Here is a 17,043-nt window from a genome sequence, read left to right on the forward strand (position 1 = left end):
CTCGTCGCATCTGAGGGCGATCAAGCTCGGGATTCGGCGATCGTGGCTTCGATCGGTGCCCAGCCGCTGTCGAGCAGCCGGAATCCCGCGTCCAGGGTGCCGAGGGGGTCGTCGCTGTCGTTGACGAGCAGCTGCATCTGCAGCACGAACCGGGCGTACACGCGGATCTCTGCGACCGGCTCGGCGAGACCGAGCTCGTCGGCGATGGCATCGGCGAGGGCGTCTTCGTGCCGGAGCCACATCTTCGCCGCGTAGTCGCGCAGTGCCGGTGTCTCGTTGAGGAAGCGCAGGAAAACGCGGGTGACGTCGTTGCCGTGCTCGTCGACGTTCGCGCGGAGTTCGGCCGTATAGAACTCGTGGATCGCGCGGTTGATCGTGGTCCCCGTCGGCCGGTCTCGGACGGTGGAGACGAGGCGGTCGCGCTGCTCGTCGTCCTCGTCGAAGACGAGGGCCTCCTTCTGGGGGAAGTGCGCGAAGACGGTGGTCGGGGAGACGTCGGCGGCGTCGGCGACCTCGCGGATGCTCACGTTGTCGAAGCCGCGCTCGAGGAACATCATCGTCGCGACGTCGGAGATCGCCTTGCGGGTCGCGGCCTTCTTCCGTTCGCGGCGCCCGAGGGGCTCTGGGGTCGTCATGGTCCTCACCCTATCGTGAACCGACCACAAAACTGGCTTGACACCAAAACTGGTATCGCTACACTTTTGGTATGACTTCACCCAACACCCTCACGCGCCGGGAACAGAAGCGCGCCTGGATCATGCTCATCGTGCTGACGATGCTCACCGTCATCGGGATGACGGTCGTCCTCCCCGTCCTTCCCTTCGTCGTGCTCCAATACGTCTCCCACGAGAGTGACCTCGCCATCTGGGTGGGCGTGCTCGAGGCGGTCAACGGACTCTGCGCCTTCCTGGCCGCGCCGTTCCTCGGTCGCCTCTCCGACCGGTTCGGCCGTCGACCCGTCATCATCGTCGCCGCGTTCGGGGCCGCGTTCTCGATGGCGCTGTTCGGCATCGGCGGCGCGATCTGGGTCCTCGTCCTGGCCCGGGTCATCCAGGGCCTGACGGCCGGCGACCTCCCTGCCCTCTTCGCGTACCTCGCCGACATCACCCCACCCGAGCAGCGCGCCAAGCGCTTCGGTCTGCTCGGTGCGTTGTCCGGCATCGGCACCATGATCGGCCCGGCGATCGGCGGTCTCCTCGCCACCGTGAGCCTCCAGCTCCCGGTCTTCCTTACCGCCGCGGTCGCCCTCACCATCGCGATCCTCAGCATCTTCCTGCTTCCCGAGAGCCTGAAGCCGGGCAACCGCATCGCCACGATCAAGCTCCGTGACGTGCAGCCGTTCGCGGTCTTCAAGGAGGCGTTCGGCCGCAAGGAGCTGCGTGGGCTCATGATCGGCTTCGGCCTGCTCGCCCTGCCGTTCGGCTTCTTCGTGAACAACTTCAGCGTGCTGGCACTCGACTCGATCCAGTGGGGACCGACGCAGATCGGACTCCTGACCGCCGCGGTCGGCATCATCGACATCCTCATCCAGGGTGTGCTGCTCGGCATCCTGCTCCCGCGCATCGGGGAGCGCGGTGTGATCGTGAGCGGCATCATCGCGCAGATGATCGGCCTCGCGGCCCTCGCCATCGTGGCCTCGATCTTCGCTCAGCCGTGGGTGTTCATCGTCGGCGCGCTCATGCTCGCCGCCGGCCAGGGTGCCTCGCAGGCCGCGATGGACGGTGCCATGTCGAACGCCGTCGGCGACGACGAGCAGGGCTGGCTCGGCGGAGCGACGCAGTCGCTGAACGCGGCCATGGGCACGGCCGCGCCGCTCATCGCGGGCGCGCTCTACGCCCTGGTCAGCCCCGCCGCGCCGTACTGGCTGGGTGTCGCGATCATGGTCGTCGCGGTGATCGTCGTCAGCCGCGCGCACATCGCGAACACCGCCAAGCGCCCGGTCGGCGATGCCTCAGGTGAGGCACCGCTCGAGCTGGCGGATGCGGTGGGTTGAGGGGAGCAACCTCGCCGACGAGTTCGACTGGCGCGCGACCCTCGTCAGTCGGACTCCGGTGCGTTCTCCGGGGTGCCGGGGCGGGGGAGCCCGCGCAGTCGCGCGATCGATGCAAGCAGCTCCCCAGGGGAGGCCCCGAGGTTGCCGAGCGCCTCGGCGGCCGCCGCGCTGAACCCGCCGGTGTCGATCCGCAGGCGCGCGACGTTCGTCACGAGGCCCTTCTCGTTCGTGACCCAGTTGCCGGCCGAGGCGTGCCACGCATGCGCGGTGAGCATCGTCGTCGTGGTTCCGCACAGCGACACGTAGGCGACGTCACCGGACTTCGCCCCCTTCAGGGCGGCGTTCAGCAGGAAGTCGACCTGCCAGAGGTTCGCGAGGAACGCGTCCCGCAGAGCCTCCGGGTAGGGGGTCACGCTGCGAGCCAGCCCGACCAGGATCCCGTCCGGATCCCGCAGCGGCACACTCGTCGCGACTTCGCCGGCGTAGGCGACGTCGAGGAAGCCGAGCGGATGCCCCGGCTGGGTGTGGAAGGCGAACTCGCCTCTCGCGGCGCGAGCGCACTGCGCGGCCACCCGTTCCACGTCGCGGAGGATGAGGTCGACCGGCACACCGTCGACGATGAGCCAGGCGCCGCCGTCGACCCATGGTCCCCAGCCGCCCCGTTCGGCGATCTCGACGGGCGCACCCGTCCAGCTGCTCGCCACACGCCCCAGGCCCGCGCGGTCGACGTCCGCGTCGACGTAGAGACCCAGATCGATGTCGGAGTCCGGGCGGTGCGTGCCCCGAGCCCGGCTGCCTCCGAGTGCGACCGCCCGCACGCCGTGCACGGTGGTGAGTTCGTCGGCCATGGAGCGGAGGCGGTCTTCATCGAGCACGACACCGATCGTACTCACGCCGCGGCCGCCGGGTGCGGGGCGGGTGTTATCCGGAAATCCGCATAGCGTTGTGTTATCCGGAAAACGTAATAGTCAGTCCTTCCCACCGCCGCGGACGAGTTCGAGTCCGGCCCCGGCAAACTGCCGCAGCGTGGCATCCGGCAGGAACGCCCGCGTGAGTGCGCCGCCGATGCGGGTGAGGTCGCTCTCGTCGCGGAACAGGAGATACATGGTCTCGTAGCGCGGATGGAACTTCTGCTTGAACCGGTGCAGCGACCCGAAGCCGTAGACCGGTTCCAGAGCATCCGCCAGCCGGTCGCTGAGTGCGGCGATCACTCCCGCATCCGGCGGATAGTCGTGGGCGAGCGGTGCGCCGGAGAGCGACATGACCTGCGCGCCCTCTTCCGAGAACTGCTTCGCGGAAGACCCGATGAGGTACTCCATCACCGGGCCGAACCCGCCGTCGCGGCGGCGCATCAGATCGAGCGTCCACCCGCGCACCGCGCCGTCGCCGCCGTACACGGGGAGCCACGAGAGGAAGCCGTCGATGTCGCCGTTGGGTGCGACGGCCAGCGCGAGTCGCACCTCCGGGTCCTCCGCCTCATCGAGCGTGCCGAGGGTGAAGCGCATCTCCGGCAGATCCTTGTCGCCGACCCAGGCTTCGGAGATCGCCCGCAGCTGCTGCTGCACACCCCAGGACTCGGCCTTCAGGTGCGTCATCCGGAAGGTCATGTCGTCGCGGCCGGCCCTGTTGAGTGAGGTGCGCACCGAGTTCCACCGCTTGCCCGTGAACTCCAGCCCCGGCAGGTCGACGATCGTGTCGTCGGCCACGACGATGCTGCGCCAGGTCGAGGGCACCGCGGCGCGGGTGGCCTCATCGGCGCTGAAGAAGCACGGCACGAGACCCGCCTGCTCAGCGGTGCGGATGAACTCCGTCACGGCCTCGGCGCGAGCATCCGCCGGCCCGATCGGGTCGGCGAGCGCCAGAGCGACGCCGTTGCGGCGCTGGTACGCGACGATGCCGCCGGTCACACGGGCGTAGCTGTTGCCGTCCCAGGTGGTCATCCACGACAGGGTGCCTCCGCCGTGCGTACGCAGTTCCTTCTTCATGTCGTCCGCCGTGGGGGAGGGCTGGATTCCGAGCTTCGACTTGCGCTTCGCCCCGAACGCCCGGCGCACCCAGATGAGGTAGACGAGCATGATGAGCCAGAGGAATCCGTTCGCCAGCTCGAGCTCGGTCTCGCCGTCCCAGCGCATGTCGAGCTGAGCCTGGCTGAAGAGCGTGATGAGCGTGAGTACGAGGGCCGCGGTGAGCACGTTGAAGATCCCGAGCAGGAGCGCGAGAACCCAAGCGAAGCGTCGTCCTCGACGCAGCCCGTTGACGAGCACGAGGATCACGACGAGGTCGATCGCGAGGCTGATGAATCCGCCGGACGCGGGCTCGGTCGGACCGAACGGACCGTCTGTCGGCACGAGGGTCGTGATGATCTCGACGGCGCCGAGAACCAGCATCGCCACCACGGCGATCAGCCTCTGTTCCCGGACCGTCGTGTGGCGCACGCGCAGCGACCGGTCGACGACGAGGATCAGCAGCACCGCGAGCAGGTGCTCGAGGTCGGCGATCTTGCCCCAGAACAGCATCGCGATGAACACGAAGCCGAGCAGGATGAGCCAGCCGCGCACCCGCCACGGTGGGCGGAAGAGGCCGACGGCTGCGGCGATGCAGGCCATGGTTCCCCCGGATGCTCCGACGTCGAGGGCCTGCGCCTGGGTCGTGGCCCACGCCCAGGGGAACTGCGAGAGCACGAGGAGCAGCAGCGCGGTGGCGAAGATCGCGAACAGCTGACCGATCCAGTAGTACGCGAGTGCCACACGGGAACCGCGGCGGAACTCCAGGTACGCCATGCCCCAGAAGCCGGCGATCGTGAACACGTAGACCCACGGCTGGTTCACGAAGAAGGTGCCGGTCAGCGGGGTCCACCACTTGCCGTCGACGAGATTCGGCAGGCCGTAGGCCACGGTCTGGAACAGCTTCGTGTCCTCGAACGGGGCCCAGAGCCCATTCCAGATGAGCCCGACGATGAGGATCAGCAGCACCATGATCAGCGTCGCCGGGATGCGGCGGACGACGGCGATGGCCGGGTGGGGCGTGGGGGAGCGCTCCTCAGTCATGCGCTCAGCGTAGCGATGGCGCTCACCTACCGGGAGTGCGCCGGCTACTCGCCGCGCAGCACTCGGCGCAGGTCCGCGATCTCGTCGTTCGTCATGCCGCCGCTGCGCAGGTAACCCGAGACGTCGCCGTGGTTCGCGTCGATCCACTCCAGGGCCGCCTCGATCGCCGAGGCGGGAGACTCTGTCGCGAGCGTCTTCAGGCTCGGCGTGAGAGGCACACCGAGGGAGGTGATGAGTCCGGTGAGCGCCTGGGCGAAACCGAGCGCGAGGTTCTTCTCCGTCTGCGTGTAGTCCTCGACGATCGCCTCGCGCGGCACCCCGGCGACCGACAGCAGGATCGCCGCGGCGAGCCCTGTGCGATCCTTGCCTGCGGTGCAATGGAACAGCACTCCGGGGTGTTCAGTGCGCGACGCGGCGAGCACGGTGCGCGCGACGGTCGCGAACTGCGCGGCGCTCGCCTCCAGGATGGCCACGTACAGTCCCTCCAGCGTCGGCACCTGCTTGAGCACGTCGGCGACCTGAGTGACCGACAGGCTCGCGCCACCCGCTGCGGGAAGCAGCCGCTTCACCATCTCGTCCATGGCGCCGCCCTGCATCGGCAGGGGCAGCAGGGTCACGCTGCCGTCCTCGGGAAGCCGGTCCGCCGCGCGGGACCGCTCGCCGTCGGTGCGCAGGTCGATCACGGTGCCGATGCGGAGGTCGACGAGTTCCTGCAGCCCCTCGTCGGTGAGCGCGGCGAGGGCGTCGGAGCGGAAGAGGAGGCCGGAGGCGAGCGTTCCGCCGCCGGTGAGCGGGAGCCCGGTGAGCTCTCGAGCGTTGTGCGTCCCCTGCAGAATCGACGTCAGTTCCATGGTCGTCCGGGCCCTCTCCCTGATTGTGATCTCAGCGTATCGGGACGGCAGGGCGTCGGGACCGTCCACGCCGGATGCCGTGGGGCAGACGATCCCGTCACCGAGACTCAGCCGTTGACGGCCTTCTCGATCGCCTGCTCGAGGTCGTCCCACTTCTGCAGCTCGAGCTGTTCCCCGTCGACGAAGAACGTCGGGGTGCTGCTCACTTCGAGCTTCTCGCCGTCGCTCTTGTCGGCCTGCACGCGTTCCGCGGTGGCGGGATCGGCGATCGCGGCGTCGTACGCGGCCAGGTCGAGGCCGAGGTCTTCGGCGAACGCGCGGAACACCTCCGGCGTCTCTTCCGCCTGCCCGCCCCACTGCGCCTGGGTGTCGAACAGCCGGTGGTACATGTCCTCGAACCGGTCCTGCTGCGCCGCGGCCTCGGCGGCGAGGGCGGCCTGGGTGGAGTTGATGTGCCCCGGCAGGGGGAAGTAGCGGACGACGTAGGTGATCTCGCCGTCGTACTTCTCGCGGAGCTCTTCGACGATCGGGTAGAACGCCCCGCACGCCTCGCACTCGAAGTCGAGGAACTCGACCACGGTCACGGCCCCGTCGCCGCCGTCGTCGAGCACATGGGAGTCGGTGCGGACGGTCTGCCGCTGTTCGCCTTCGGGCGGCGCGCTCGCCGCTTTCTGGTTGAGGGCGATCACGAGGCCGACGATCAGCAGCACGATGGCGACGGCGATGGCGATCAGGGTCGCTTTGACAGAGTTCTTCATGGGGTCTCCAGACACACGGGTACGACGGGGAAGGATGCCGCGCGAGGCGGCTCGATGCACGCGTGGGAGTTCAGGTGCGGGAGATCGAGAGCTGGGTCAGGGAGAGCGCGGGGACGACGAGGCCCGGGCCGGCACGGCTCGGCGACGTCAGACGGGGAACGCGGGCGCCGAGAGGTCGGGCGCTCCGACCGCGAAGCCGGAGGAACAGCAGCACCAGGGCGATGCCGCACAGCACGGCGAGCACGCAGACGCCGATGTCGGAGGAGAGCACATCGACCGCCGTCGCGCTGTCGGTGCCGTGCTCGGGGGCCGCGGTGTCGGACGCGGCCGAGACGCCGGACGCCAGGCACAGGGTGGCGTGCACATCGGCCGGGCCGTGGGAGCTGGACCAGGCGCCGATCACGAGCAGGAGCGCGAGGCCGACGGCCGTGACCGCGCGGGCGATCAGCGTCCGATCAGCCCGCGCTCGCAGCATCCGATCCGGCGATGAGGGCAGCATTTCCCGCGCAGTCTAGCAACCGCGCCTCTGTCCCTCCGGGGCCGGGCCGCCGCTGACACGCCTACACTGGAGGGGTGGCGAGACTACTGATCGTCGGCGGCTTCCTCGCCGCCGTGTTCTGGGTGTACAGCATCGTCGATTGCGCAGTGCAGCCGGCGACGCGTCACCGGGGTGTGTCCAAGGCCGCCTGGATCGCGATCGTGGTGCTCCTGCCCGTGATCGGTGGAATCCTGTGGTTCGTGATCGGCCGGCACCGTGCGAACGATTCCGGTACTCGCCCCGTCATCGCCCCGGACGACGATCCTGCGTTCCTGCGCAGCATCAGCAAGACCGAGCAGGATGCACGCATCCGCCGCCTCGAAGAGGAGCTCGCCCGTCTGGACGAGGAGACCGACGAGCCTCCCGCCTCGGACCCGCGCCCGTGACGTCGTCGCCGGCGATGGAGGCGGCGTCCTCCCTGATCGCCGACCTCGTCGCGAACGGTGTGCGTGACATCGTGCTGTCGCCGGGCTCGCGCTCGCAGGCGCTCGCGCTCGCCGCGGTGCGCTTCGCCGATGATGCGCACGTCCGGGTGCACGTACGCATCGACGAACGCGTCGCCGGGTTCACCGCGCTCGGGATCGCCCGTGAGACGGGTGTGCCCGCGGCCGTGATCTGCACCTCGGGCACGGCCGTCGCCAACCTGCTCCCCGCGGTGCTCGAGGCGTTCCACTCCGGTGTGCCGCTGCTGCTGCTCACCGCCGATCGTCCGCCGGAACTCCGCGGCGTCGGCGCCAACCAGGCGACGCTCCAAGAAGGTCTCTTCCACCCCTGGGTGCGCGACCAGGTCGACGCCCCGGTGCCGGGAGACGGCAACTGGGCGGGACTCGCCGAGCGCGCCGTCGCGACCGCGATGGGCGCGCGCGAGGTCGATGGTGCGCTGCCCGGCGTGGCAGGACCCGTGCACCTCAACCTTCCCGCGAGGGAGCCGCTCTCGGGGGCACTCTCCGCGCTCTCGGTGGTCCCCGGCGAAGCACCCCGTCCGCTCGCGGAGGAGCCGTTCGAACTCGAACGCGGTCCGCGCACCGTCGTGATCGCCGGGGCCGATGCGGGAGCGGATGCCGAGGAGGTCGCCTACGCGGGCGGCTGGCCGCTGATCGCAGAGATCGTGAGCGGTGCCCGGTTCGGGCGACAGCTCGTGCACGGGTACCGCCGATTGCTGGCGCGCGAAGAGCTCGGCGGCCGGATCGAACGCGTCGTCGTCCTCGGCCACCCGACGCTCAGCCGTGAAGCGGTAGCTGTCCTCTCGCGCGCGGATGTCGACGTGATCGCGGTGCGCCGGGGTGGGGAGGAGCTGAACCTCAACCACCGCACCCGTGCCGTCGGCGCCGTATCCGTCGCCCCCGGCCCCGCCGATCGCGCCTGGCTCGGCGACTGGCTCCAGGCCTCGGCTGCCGAGGTCGTCGACCTGAGCGAGGACGCCCCCGACCCCGACGGGTTGGCCTCCACCGACTTCGCCGCCCGCAGGGAAGCCGTCAAGGCTGAGCTCGACGCCGTCCGCCGCCCGCTCGACCGTGCTCTTCTGGTCGATGCCGTGTGGCGGGCCACCTGGCCGCACGACCGGCTGATGTTCGGCTCTTCGCGGCTCGTGCGCGTCGCCGACCAGGTGCTCGGCGGCAAGAAGGTGCCTGTGCACGCCAACCGCGGACTCGCCGGGATCGACGGCACGATCGCGACCGCGACCGGCATCGCACTCGCCAGCCAGGCGGCCGGAGCCCCCGGTGTGACGAGGGTGCTGCTGGGCGACCTCGCCTTCCTGCACGACGTCGGCGCACTGCTGCTGCCCCCGGACGAGACCGAACCGCGGCTCCAGGTGATCGTCGGCAACGACGGCGGCGGCACCATCTTCGACTCCCTGGAGGTGGCAGGGTCCGCACGTTCTGCCGACCTCGATCGGGCTTTCTACACCCCGCACACCGTGCGCCTGGAGCACCTCGCGCTGGCCTACGGCTGGGAGTACCAGAGGGTCACGACCCGCACGGCGCTCGATCAGGCACTGACCTCCCCGCGCGGCGGTCGTCAGATCATCGAGGTGCCGCTGCCGCGTTGACTGGCAGGATGTGCGTATGGACGCGCACACCTGGACGCAGACGCTGCGAGTGGACGAGGGATTCCGCCTCGCCGATCTCGACCCCGACTCCAAGCCCGGATACGTCGGCGGCAAGTCGCACGGCGCCCGCGACCTCGCGGCCGGGCTCGAGAAGCTGAACGATCTGCAGGAGCGGCTGTTCGCCGAGAGCAGGGCCGGGGTGGCGAAGGATGCCGTGCTGCTGGTGCTGCAGGCGATGGACTCGGCCGGCAAGGGCGGGATCGTGCGGCACGTGGTCGGCGGTGTCGATCCGCAGGGCGTCGCGCTCGCCGCGTTCAAGGCGCCGACGCCTGAGGAGCGCAGTCACGACTTCCTGTGGCGCATCGAGAAGCGCCTGCCGGAGCCGGGCTTCATCGGGGTCTTCGACCGCTCCCACTATGAAGACGTCCTGATCGGCAAGGTGCGTGAGCTGGCGGACGCACCGGAGATCGAGCGCCGCTACGACGCCATCAACGAGTTCGAGGCCCGCGTCGCGGCATCCGGCACCCGCATCATCAAGGTCATGCTGCACATCTCGCCGGGCGAGCAGAAGGAGCGGCTCATGGAGCGGCTCGAACGCCCGGACAAGTACTGGAAGTACAACCCCGGCGATGTGGACGAGCGGATGCTGTGGCCGCAGTACATGCAGGCGTACCAGACCGTGTTCGACCGCACCTCCACCGAGGTGGCCCCGTGGCACGTGATCCCGGCGAACGCCAAGTGGTATGCCCGTCTCGCGGTGCAGGAGCTGCTGCTCGCGGCTCTCGAGGACATCGACCCGCAGTGGCCGGTCGCCGACTTCGACGTCGAGGCCGAGAAGAAGCGTCTCGCCGCGAGCTGAGCGCGCTCAGGCCAGCGCGTCGACCAGCGGCCGGAACTTCACGCGTGTCTCGAGCAGTTCGCTCTCGGGATCGGAACCCGCGACGATCCCGGCGCCGGCGTATGCGGTCACCCCGATCTCGCCCGAGCCGGCCGTGAACTGCGCGCAGCGCAGCGCGATCGCCCACTCGCCGTTGCCCGCGGCGTCCACCCAGCCGACCGGGCCAGCGTAGCGTCCGCGGTCGAAGGGCTCGAGATCGCGGATGGCGGCGATGGCTGCGGGGGTCGGCGTGCCGGCGACGGCGGCGGTCGGATGCAGCACCTGCACCAGGTCGAGAGCCGATTCGCCGTCGGCGAGCTCGCCCTCGACGTCTGTCGCGAGATGGAAGAGGTTCGGGAGCTTCAGCAGGAACGGCTGCTCGCTCGCGGCCAGTGCCCTCGTGTGCGTCCGCAGCGAGGCGAGGACGCTCTGCACGGCGTACTGGTGCTCGTCGAGATCCTTGGTGCTCGAGGCGAGGTGGGAGGATGCCGCGGTGTCGGCATCCGCATCCGCGCCTCGGCCGATGGTGCCGGCGAGCACACGAGCGGTGACCGTGCCGTCGTGCACGGTGACCAGGGTCTCCGGGCTCGCGCCGATCAGCCCGTCCACGGCGAAGGCCCACGTGTCGGGGTAGCCGGTCGACAGGGCGCGCACGAGGCGGCGCAGGTCCGACCCCGCAGGGATGGTGCCGGTGAGGTCGCGCGCCAGCACGACCTTGCTCAGCTCGCCGTCGGCGATGCGGGTCAGAGCCCGGCGCACCGAGTCCTGGTAGCCCTGCGGACTCTGGGCTCCCGGTCCGACCGTGCCGGCCCAGTGCGGGCCGTACGGCTGCGTGGCGAAGACCTCGTCGGCGGCGGGCGACGCGGCGAGGCGGATGCGGGTCTCCCAGAAGCGATCGCCGTGACGCCCGAGCACCTGACTCGGCACGACGAGCACACTGTCGGCCGCGGATTCCTCGTCGAACGCGAACGCGCCGAACGCCACCAGCCCGCTGCCGGGCAGCCCCACGGGGTCGGAGACCTCGGCCTGAGCGGTCATGTCGCGCCACAGGGCCGCGACGACGGCGGTGCGTGATTCGCCGGTGGCTGCCGGCGGGCGGATCTCGGCCAGCGGTTCGCCGACCGCGACGATGCCGTCTCCGCGCCGCAGCCAGGCGAGCGGGCGGGCGGGATCCGCGTAGGCGAGGAGGTCTTCGACCGGGTCGATCTCTCGGGTCTCCACGACCAGGTGGGTGGTGTGCACGCATCCAGCCTATGCCGCACAGGAGCCACGGATTCGCGCCGTCGTAGGGTGAACGGATGAGCGATGCACGCCCCGCACCCGGCACCGAGATGGTCTTCCAGTGGCGCAAGTGGGACGGGTCGCCGCACTGGCGCCACGAGTGCGTGTATCTCGGCGCCGACGAGTGGGGCGACTGGATCGGGCAGCCGGTGGGCTGGCACAGCTTCCGGCCCGGGGCCGAGTTCCATGCGGGCGGACCCAACGTCACGCTCGTCCCGGCGAGCGGTGACCACGCCGTGACGGTGAACCGGCGCCACCGCCGCGGCATGCGCATCTACATCGACCTGGGCTGGGACATCCACTGGTCCGACGGCCCGCTCCTCGCGACCGGCATCGACATGGACCTCGATGTCGTGCGCGTGGCCGGGGCTCGGGGCACCTGGGTCGACGACCGCGACGAGTGGGCCGAGCACAGCGCGCGCTACGGCTATCCCGCCGACGTCATGGCGCACCTCGAGGCGCTCGCGCTCGACCTCGAGGAGCGGGTGCGCGCGCAGGTCGCACCGTTCGACGATGCCACGGCCGATCCGTGGCTCGACCGCCTCGAGGCCCTGGGCCTCGCGCCTAGACTGAACGCGTGACTTCGAACGAGAAGAACCGCGCCGATCTCGGCAAGGACCCCGCCCGCGTCAGCGGCATGTTCGACCAGGTCGCCGCCGGGTACGACCGCACCAACACGGCCATGACCTTCGGCAACGACGTGCTGTGGCGCGCGGCGACCACCCGTGCCGTCGCCCCGAAGCCCGGGGAGCGGATCCTCGACCTCGGTGCCGGCACCGCGTCGTCGTCGGCGTCGCTCGCTCGCAGCGGTGCCGACGTGGTCGCGGCCGACTTCTCGCCCGGGATGCTGGCCGAGGGGGAGCGCCGCCACGGTGCGATGCGCAACCTGTCGTTCGTGCAGGCGGATGCCACGGCGCTGCCGTTCGCGGATGCCGAGTTCGACGCGGTCACGATGTCGTATGCACTGCGCAACGTCAACGACCCGAAGAAGGCTCTGAGTGAGCTGTACCGGGTGACCAAGCCGGGCGGCCGGCTCGTGATCAACGAATTCTCCACGCCTCCGGGCGCGCTGTTCCGCAGTGCGTACCGCTTCTACAACGCGCAGGTGCTGCCCCGCGTCGCCCGCGTGGCGGGCACCAACGGCGACGCGTACGACTACCTCAACGAGTCGATCCGCGAGTGGCCCGACCAGAAGAAGTTGTCGGCCTGGATCCGCGAGGCGGGCTGGGGCGACGTGGCCTACCGCAACCTCACGTTCGGCATCGTCGCCCTGCACCGAGCGCGCAAGCCCGCGTGAGCGCCGCGCACGCAACTGCGGCATCCCGGCGCAGGTAGGCTGGGACCGTGACTTCGAGCCCCATCGCCCCGGGTTCGCGGCTGGCGAGCCGTCTGGGGTTCAGCGACCGCGTCTTCATCGGCCCTGCCGCACGCAAGGTCGCCCGCGCGATCGAAGACGGCCTCGAGCTCGTCGAGACCGGCCTCGCGCAAGACGTCCGTGTCGCCGACCCACTGGCCGACGCTGCCAGCCGCTACCTGTACGAGGCGGGCGGCAAACGCATCCGTCCCGTGCTCACGCTCCTCGCCGCCCAGCTCGGCGACGGCAACACCTCCGAGGTGATCGACGTCGCCAAGGCGCTCGAGATCACCCACCTGGGCTCGCTCTATCACGACGACGTCATGGACGGCGCCGACCGCCGTCGTGGCGTGCCGGCGGCGCATGCCGTGTGGGGCAACAACATCGCCATCCTCACGGGCGACATCCTCTTCTCCCGCGCCAGCCAGCTGATGTCCCGGCTCGGCGAACGCGCCATCCGGCTTCAGGCCGACACGTTCGAGCGCCTGGTCCTCGGCCAGATGCACGAGACTCTCGGGCCGCAGCAGGATGACGACCCGATCGCGTTCTACATCCAGGTGCTCGCCGACAAGACCGGCTCGCTCATCGCCGCCGCCACGCAGGGCGGTGTGATCTTCTCCAACGCGCCGAGCGAGTACGAGGAGCCGCTGCGGGTGTACGGCGAGAAGATCGGCGTCGCGTTCCAGCTGCTCGACGATGTGATCGACCTGTCGGCCAAGCCCGAAGAGACGGGCAAGGTGCCGGGTACCGATCTCCGCGCCGGCGTCCCGACCATGCCGTACCTGCTGTTGAAGGCCGAGCCCGATGACGCCGCCGTCGACCTCGCCGCGCGCATCGACGACGGTGTGGCCCTCATCGCCGATGGGGCAGACCCCTCGATCCTCGACGGCCCGCTCGACGAGCTGCGCGATCACCTGGTGACACAGAAGACCCTCGAACTCGCGCATGCGTGGACGAGGGATGCCGTCGATGCGCTCGCACCGCTGCCGCGCGGCACCGTGCGCGAGGCGCTGACCCGATTCGCAGAGACCCTCGCCGAACGCTCCAGCTGACTGCTCGCGACCTTCGGGTCGCACGCCGGTTGCGTCGGCATACGAAAGGACCTCCATGACCAAGCTCAGACTGGCCATCGTCGGTGCGGGCCCCGCCGGCATCTACGCCGCGGACATCCTGCTGAAGGCCGAGCGCAAGTTCGACGTCTCGATCGATCTCTTCGAGCAGCTCCCTGCTCCCTACGGACTGGTCCGCTACGGCGTCGCCCCCGATCACCCCCGCATCAAGGGCATCGTCAACGCGCTGCGCGATGTGCTCGACCGCGGAGACATCCGCCTGTTCGGCAACGTGCGCTTCGGTGAGGACATCACCCTCGACGATCTGAAGAAGCACTACAACGCCGTCGTCTTCGCGACCGGAGCGATCCGTGACACGTCCATGGAGATCCCCGGGATCGATGCTGTCGCGTCCTACGGTGCCGCCGACTACGTCAGCTGGTTCGACGGACATCCCGACGTGCCGCGCGAGTGGCCGCTGGATGCCGCATCCGTCGGAGTGCTCGGCAACGGCAACGTGGCGCTCGACGTCGCGCGCATGCTCGCGAAGCACGCCGAGGATCTGCTGGTCACCGAGGTGCCGGCCAACGTCTACGAGGGTCTCAAGGCCAGCGAGATCACCGACGTGCACGTCTTCGGACGCCGCGGACCGGCGCAGGTGAAGTTCACTCCGCTGGAGCTCCGCGAGCTCGGCGAGCTGCGCGATGTCGACATGGTCGTCTACGACGAGGACTTCGACTACGACGAGGCGTCGAAGGATGCTGTCGCCAGCAACAAGCAGGTCATGGTCATCGACCGCATCCTGCAGTCCTGGCGCAAGCGCGACTCGGTGAACAACGCCGGGGGTACGGCCTCGCGCCGATTGCACCTGCATTTCTGGGCGCGCCCGGTCGAGGTGCGCAAGGACGAGAACGGTCGCGTCGCGGCACTCGTCTACGAGCGCACACAGCCCGACGGTCAGGGCGGCGCGGTGGGAACCGGAGAGATGCGTGAGGTGCCGCTCCAGGCGCTGTACCGCGCCATCGGCTACTTCGGCTCGCCCCTTCCCGGCGTGCCCTTCGACAAGAAGCACGGTGTCATCCCGAACCGCGAGGGTCAGGTGCTCGCGAAGGATTCCAACGAGCGGGTCTCCGGCATCTACGCGACCGGCTGGATCAAGCGCGGCCCGGTGGGGCTGATCGGGCACACCAAGTCCGACGCGATGGAGACCGTGCGGCACATCATCAACGACCAGGGCTCCTGGTGGCACCCGGAGGATCCGTCCGAGGAGGCCGTCGTCGAGCTGCTGCGGGAGCGCGGCGTGCGCTGGACCGATCTCGAGGGCTGGCACCGTCTCGACGAGCACGAGATCGCCCTCGGTGCTCCCGACGAGCGCGCCCGCGTCAAGGTCGTCCCGCGCGACGAGATGGTGCGCGTCTCCCGCGGCGAGTAGGAGGTTCGCCTCCGTCGCCCCCATGCTCGTCGGCTAGCCTGGCGACGACGGGGGAGGACTGCATGACCGAATGGATCCGGGATGTGCTCGGCGATGAGTTCCAGCAGCTGACTCTCGACCTCGGCACCGATGAGCAGGGTCCGGTGGTGGCGACCCTGGTGCGCGCGCTCCCGGCCGAGCCGGACCTCTGGCATCGCATCCGTGGGCGCTGGCCGCTGCTCGACGGCGTCGACGTGCTCTACGTGCACGGCTGGTCGGACTACTTCTTCCAGAAGCGACTCGCGCGTTTCTGGACCTCGCGGGGCGCCCGCTTCTTCGCCCTCGACCTCCGCAAGTACGGACGCAGCCTCCGCGACGGGCAGACGCCCGGCTACGTCGCCGACCTCGCCACCTACGACGAGGACATCGGGGCGGCGTTGGAGGCCATGGGCCGGGGGAGGGGCGGTACCGAGTCCTCCCGGCGTCTGGTGCTGCTCGGTCATTCGACGGGCGGGCTCACGCTGAGTCTCTGGGCGTCACGTCATCCGGGTGCGGCGGATGCGGTGATCCTGAACAGCCCCTGGCTGGAGTTCCAGTTCGCGCCGGCGCGGGCGGCGATCGCGCCGATGGTCGAGCTACAGGCACGGATCCGGCCGATGGAGGCGGCGCCGCAGGTCGACCTCGGCTTCTACACCCGCGCTCAGCAGGAGGTCGCCGACCCGGATGATCCGATGGAGGTGAACGCGCTGTGGCGCCCGGCGCAGACCATGGCCGTGTACGCGGGCTGGTTGCACGCGATCCTCTCCGGGCACAAGACCGTGGCCGCGGGGCTGTCGATCACGGCTCCGGTGTGCGTGCTGCTCTCGGCGCGGTTCGCGCCCCCGACGCGGTGGTCGGAAGAGCTCACCAGCGCCGACTCCGTGCTCGTCGTCGACGACATCGCGCGCGCGGCGCTGCGGCTCGGGGCGAGCGTGACGGTGGAACGCATCGACGGCGCGCTCCACGACGTCTTCCTCTCGCGCCACGACGCGCGCGAGGACGCCTACCGACGCCTCGAGCGTTGGGTCACGGGTTGGCGAGCGACCCTCTGATCGCGCGTCACAGGTAGTACATCGCCCGGACCAGGCGCTCCGCCTCATCGCCGTCACCGTTTCGGACGGCTCCGGCGAAGGCGATGTACACATCCCGCATCCGAGCGCGGTCCTTCGCGGGGACCACCCAGTCGCGGAGGTTGCGGAACAGCACCATGCTCGCGTCTTCCATCAGCGTGCGATGCTGCGCGTTCCCGCTCCGATCTCCGAGATACGAGAACACCGCCCATCGTGCGTCCGAGGTCGTCGCCGTGTCCTCGAGGGACGCGTGCATCGCGGCCACGAGTCGGACGACGTGATCGCGCTGGCCGTCGCTGATGCGCGGAACGGCCAGCCGTGCGGCGATCGCCGCCTGGTACCCGGCGAACTCGAGCGACTGCGTGATCGTCTCCGAGGTCACCTCGGTCACCTCGGTGTACCGGCTCGGATACATCGTCACCATCCCCAGCCGCTCCAGCCGCTGAAGCGCTTCGCGAACGGGTGTTCGCGACACGTGCAGCTCTTCGGCCACGTCGACGTCGCGGATGCGTTCGCCGGCCTCGAGCGTGCCCTCGATGATCTGTCTGCCGAGGTGGTGGAACACCTCTTCGGCCAGAAGCTGCTTGCTCTCGCCGACACTCGTCGATCCGATAATGCTCATGGACCTGCCCCCAGTTGCCCTTCATTTCCCGAGCATCCTCATGATCAGCCCCGGGTGGGCCACCGCATCATGAGGTCGCGTCGGTCTCCAACACGATCTACGC

At 69.7% G+C, this 17,043-nt stretch carries 17 protein-coding genes; 9 read left to right on the forward strand and 8 right to left on the reverse strand.

Features of this window, described 5'->3' with window-relative positions; genetic code table 11:
- Nucleotides 1-20 precede the first annotated feature (20 nt).
- Nucleotides 21-635 (reverse strand): TetR/AcrR family transcriptional regulator, encoded by a 615-nt coding sequence (locus J7E45_RS15285; RefSeq protein WP_215070428.1) that lies wholly within the window; start codon nucleotides 633-635, stop codon nucleotides 21-23.
- A gap of 71 nt (nucleotides 636-706) precedes the next feature.
- Here J7E45_RS15285 and tet(42) point away from each other — a divergent pair, with 71 nt between their 5' ends.
- Nucleotides 707-1,993 (forward strand): tetracycline efflux MFS transporter Tet(42), encoded by a 1,287-nt coding sequence (gene tet(42), locus J7E45_RS15290; RefSeq protein ID WP_251054298.1) that lies wholly within the window; start codon nucleotides 707-709, stop codon nucleotides 1,991-1,993.
- Between the two features lie 44 nt (nucleotides 1,994-2,037).
- Here the strand turns inward: tet(42) and J7E45_RS15295 are convergent, their stop codons facing one another.
- The 5 genes from J7E45_RS15295 to J7E45_RS15315 form a co-directional block, all read right to left on the reverse strand.
- Entirely contained in the window at nucleotides 2,038-2,868 is an 831-nt protein-coding gene (locus J7E45_RS15295) for a nucleotidyltransferase domain-containing protein (RefSeq protein ID WP_308162149.1), read from the reverse strand.
- Between the two features lie 93 nt (nucleotides 2,869-2,961).
- The gene (locus J7E45_RS15300; RefSeq protein ID WP_215070431.1) at nucleotides 2,962-5,040 is read right to left on the reverse strand and encodes a phosphatidylglycerol lysyltransferase domain-containing protein; all 2,079 of its coding nucleotides are present in this window, start codon (nucleotides 5,038-5,040) and stop codon (nucleotides 2,962-2,964) included.
- A gap of 44 nt (nucleotides 5,041-5,084) precedes the next feature.
- Nucleotides 5,085-5,891: a tyrosine-protein phosphatase gene (locus J7E45_RS15305; RefSeq protein WP_215070432.1), complete on the reverse strand. Its 807-nt coding sequence runs from the start codon at nucleotides 5,889-5,891 to the stop codon at nucleotides 5,085-5,087.
- A gap of 107 nt (nucleotides 5,892-5,998) precedes the next feature.
- Nucleotides 5,999-6,649: a thioredoxin domain-containing protein gene (locus tag J7E45_RS15310; protein ID WP_167634413.1), complete on the reverse strand. Its 651-nt coding sequence runs from the start codon at nucleotides 6,647-6,649 to the stop codon at nucleotides 5,999-6,001.
- A 70-nt stretch (nucleotides 6,650-6,719) separates the two neighbouring features.
- A complete protein-coding gene (locus J7E45_RS15315) occupies nucleotides 6,720-7,148 on the reverse strand; it encodes a hypothetical protein (RefSeq protein WP_251054300.1) in 429 nt (142 codons plus the stop codon).
- Between the two features lie 74 nt (nucleotides 7,149-7,222).
- On the opposite strand from J7E45_RS15315, the gene J7E45_RS15320 reads away from it, so the two are divergent.
- The 3 genes from J7E45_RS15320 to J7E45_RS15330 are packed head-to-tail and all read left to right on the forward strand — an operon-like array spanning nucleotide 7,223 to nucleotide 10,096.
- A complete protein-coding gene (locus J7E45_RS15320) occupies nucleotides 7,223-7,573 on the forward strand; it encodes a PLD nuclease N-terminal domain-containing protein (protein ID WP_215070433.1) in 351 nt (116 codons plus the stop codon).
- A 14-nt stretch (nucleotides 7,574-7,587) separates the two neighbouring features.
- Entirely contained in the window at nucleotides 7,588-9,237 is a 1,650-nt protein-coding gene (gene menD, locus J7E45_RS15325) for a 2-succinyl-5-enolpyruvyl-6-hydroxy-3-cyclohexene-1-carboxylic-acid synthase (protein ID WP_215070690.1), read from the forward strand.
- 16 nt (nucleotides 9,238-9,253) lie between these two features.
- A complete protein-coding gene (locus J7E45_RS15330; RefSeq protein WP_215070434.1) occupies nucleotides 9,254-10,096 on the forward strand; it encodes a PPK2 family polyphosphate kinase in 843 nt (280 codons plus the stop codon).
- Between the two features lie 6 nt (nucleotides 10,097-10,102).
- Here the strand turns inward: J7E45_RS15330 and J7E45_RS15335 are convergent, their stop codons facing one another.
- Nucleotides 10,103-11,356, reverse strand: coding sequence for an isochorismate synthase MenF (locus tag J7E45_RS15335; protein WP_215070435.1), 1,254 nt, complete (start codon nucleotides 11,354-11,356; stop codon nucleotides 10,103-10,105).
- Nucleotides 11,357-11,412: 56 nt separating this feature from the next.
- On the opposite strand from J7E45_RS15335, the gene J7E45_RS15340 reads away from it, so the two are divergent.
- The 5 genes from J7E45_RS15340 (at nucleotide 11,413) to J7E45_RS15360 (ending at nucleotide 16,300) form a co-directional block, all read left to right on the forward strand.
- Complete coding sequence (locus tag J7E45_RS15340) at nucleotides 11,413-11,976, forward strand: DUF402 domain-containing protein (protein WP_215070436.1); 564 nt, start codon at nucleotides 11,413-11,415, stop codon at nucleotides 11,974-11,976.
- Nucleotides 11,973-12,692, forward strand: a complete 720-nt coding sequence (locus J7E45_RS15345) for a class I SAM-dependent methyltransferase (protein ID WP_215070438.1) — start codon at nucleotides 11,973-11,975, stop codon at nucleotides 12,690-12,692. Before J7E45_RS15340 ends, J7E45_RS15345 begins: the two co-directional genes overlap by 4 nt.
- A gap of 47 nt (nucleotides 12,693-12,739) precedes the next feature.
- On the forward strand, nucleotides 12,740-13,801 hold the full coding sequence (locus tag J7E45_RS15350) for a polyprenyl synthetase family protein (protein ID WP_215070440.1): 1,062 nt from the start codon (nucleotides 12,740-12,742) through the stop codon (nucleotides 13,799-13,801).
- Nucleotides 13,802-13,856: 55 nt separating this feature from the next.
- Nucleotides 13,857-15,230, forward strand: a complete 1,374-nt coding sequence (locus J7E45_RS15355) for an FAD-dependent oxidoreductase (RefSeq protein WP_091029479.1) — start codon at nucleotides 13,857-13,859, stop codon at nucleotides 15,228-15,230.
- Nucleotides 15,231-15,292: 62 nt separating this feature from the next.
- The gene (locus tag J7E45_RS15360; RefSeq protein ID WP_215070443.1) at nucleotides 15,293-16,300 is read left to right on the forward strand and encodes an alpha/beta hydrolase; all 1,008 of its coding nucleotides are present in this window, start codon (nucleotides 15,293-15,295) and stop codon (nucleotides 16,298-16,300) included.
- Nucleotides 16,301-16,307: 7 nt separating this feature from the next.
- Here J7E45_RS15360 and J7E45_RS15365 read toward each other — a convergent pair whose 3' ends face one another.
- A complete protein-coding gene (locus tag J7E45_RS15365; RefSeq protein ID WP_215070444.1) occupies nucleotides 16,308-16,940 on the reverse strand; it encodes a GntR family transcriptional regulator in 633 nt (210 codons plus the stop codon).
- Between the last annotated feature and the right edge of the window lie 103 nt (nucleotides 16,941-17,043).

Source organism: Microbacterium sp. ISL-59, from assembly GCF_018613945.1.
Taxonomy (GTDB): domain Bacteria; phylum Actinomycetota; class Actinomycetes; order Actinomycetales; family Microbacteriaceae; genus Microbacterium; species Microbacterium oxydans_B.

Excerpts from the sequence above, each read along its gene's own strand:
- J7E45_RS15285 (WP_215070428.1), bottom strand. The coding sequence starts at position 635 with ATGACGACCCCAGAGCCCCTCGGGCGCCGCGAACGGAAGAAGGCCGCG.
- J7E45_RS15300 (WP_215070431.1), bottom strand. The coding sequence starts at position 5,040 with ATGACTGAGGAGCGCTCCCCCACGCCCCACCCGGCCATCGCCGTCGTC.
- J7E45_RS15305 (WP_215070432.1), bottom strand. The coding sequence starts at position 5,891 with ATGGAACTGACGTCGATTCTGCAGGGGACGCACAACGCTCGAGAGCTC.
- J7E45_RS15310 (WP_167634413.1), bottom strand. The coding sequence starts at position 6,649 with ATGAAGAACTCTGTCAAAGCGACCCTGATCGCCATCGCCGTCGCCATC.
- J7E45_RS15315 (WP_251054300.1), bottom strand. The coding sequence starts at position 7,148 with ATGCTGCCCTCATCGCCGGATCGGATGCTGCGAGCGCGGGCTGATCGG.
- menD (WP_215070690.1), top strand. The coding sequence starts at position 7,588 with ATGGAGGCGGCGTCCTCCCTGATCGCCGACCTCGTCGCGAACGGTGTG.
- J7E45_RS15330 (WP_215070434.1), top strand. The coding sequence starts at position 9,254 with ATGGACGCGCACACCTGGACGCAGACGCTGCGAGTGGACGAGGGATTC.
- J7E45_RS15340 (WP_215070436.1), top strand. The coding sequence starts at position 11,413 with ATGAGCGATGCACGCCCCGCACCCGGCACCGAGATGGTCTTCCAGTGG.
- J7E45_RS15355 (WP_091029479.1), top strand. The coding sequence starts at position 13,857 with ATGACCAAGCTCAGACTGGCCATCGTCGGTGCGGGCCCCGCCGGCATC.
- J7E45_RS15360 (WP_215070443.1), top strand. The coding sequence starts at position 15,293 with ATGACCGAATGGATCCGGGATGTGCTCGGCGATGAGTTCCAGCAGCTG.
- J7E45_RS15365 (WP_215070444.1), bottom strand. The coding sequence starts at position 16,940 with ATGAGCATTATCGGATCGACGAGTGTCGGCGAGAGCAAGCAGCTTCTG.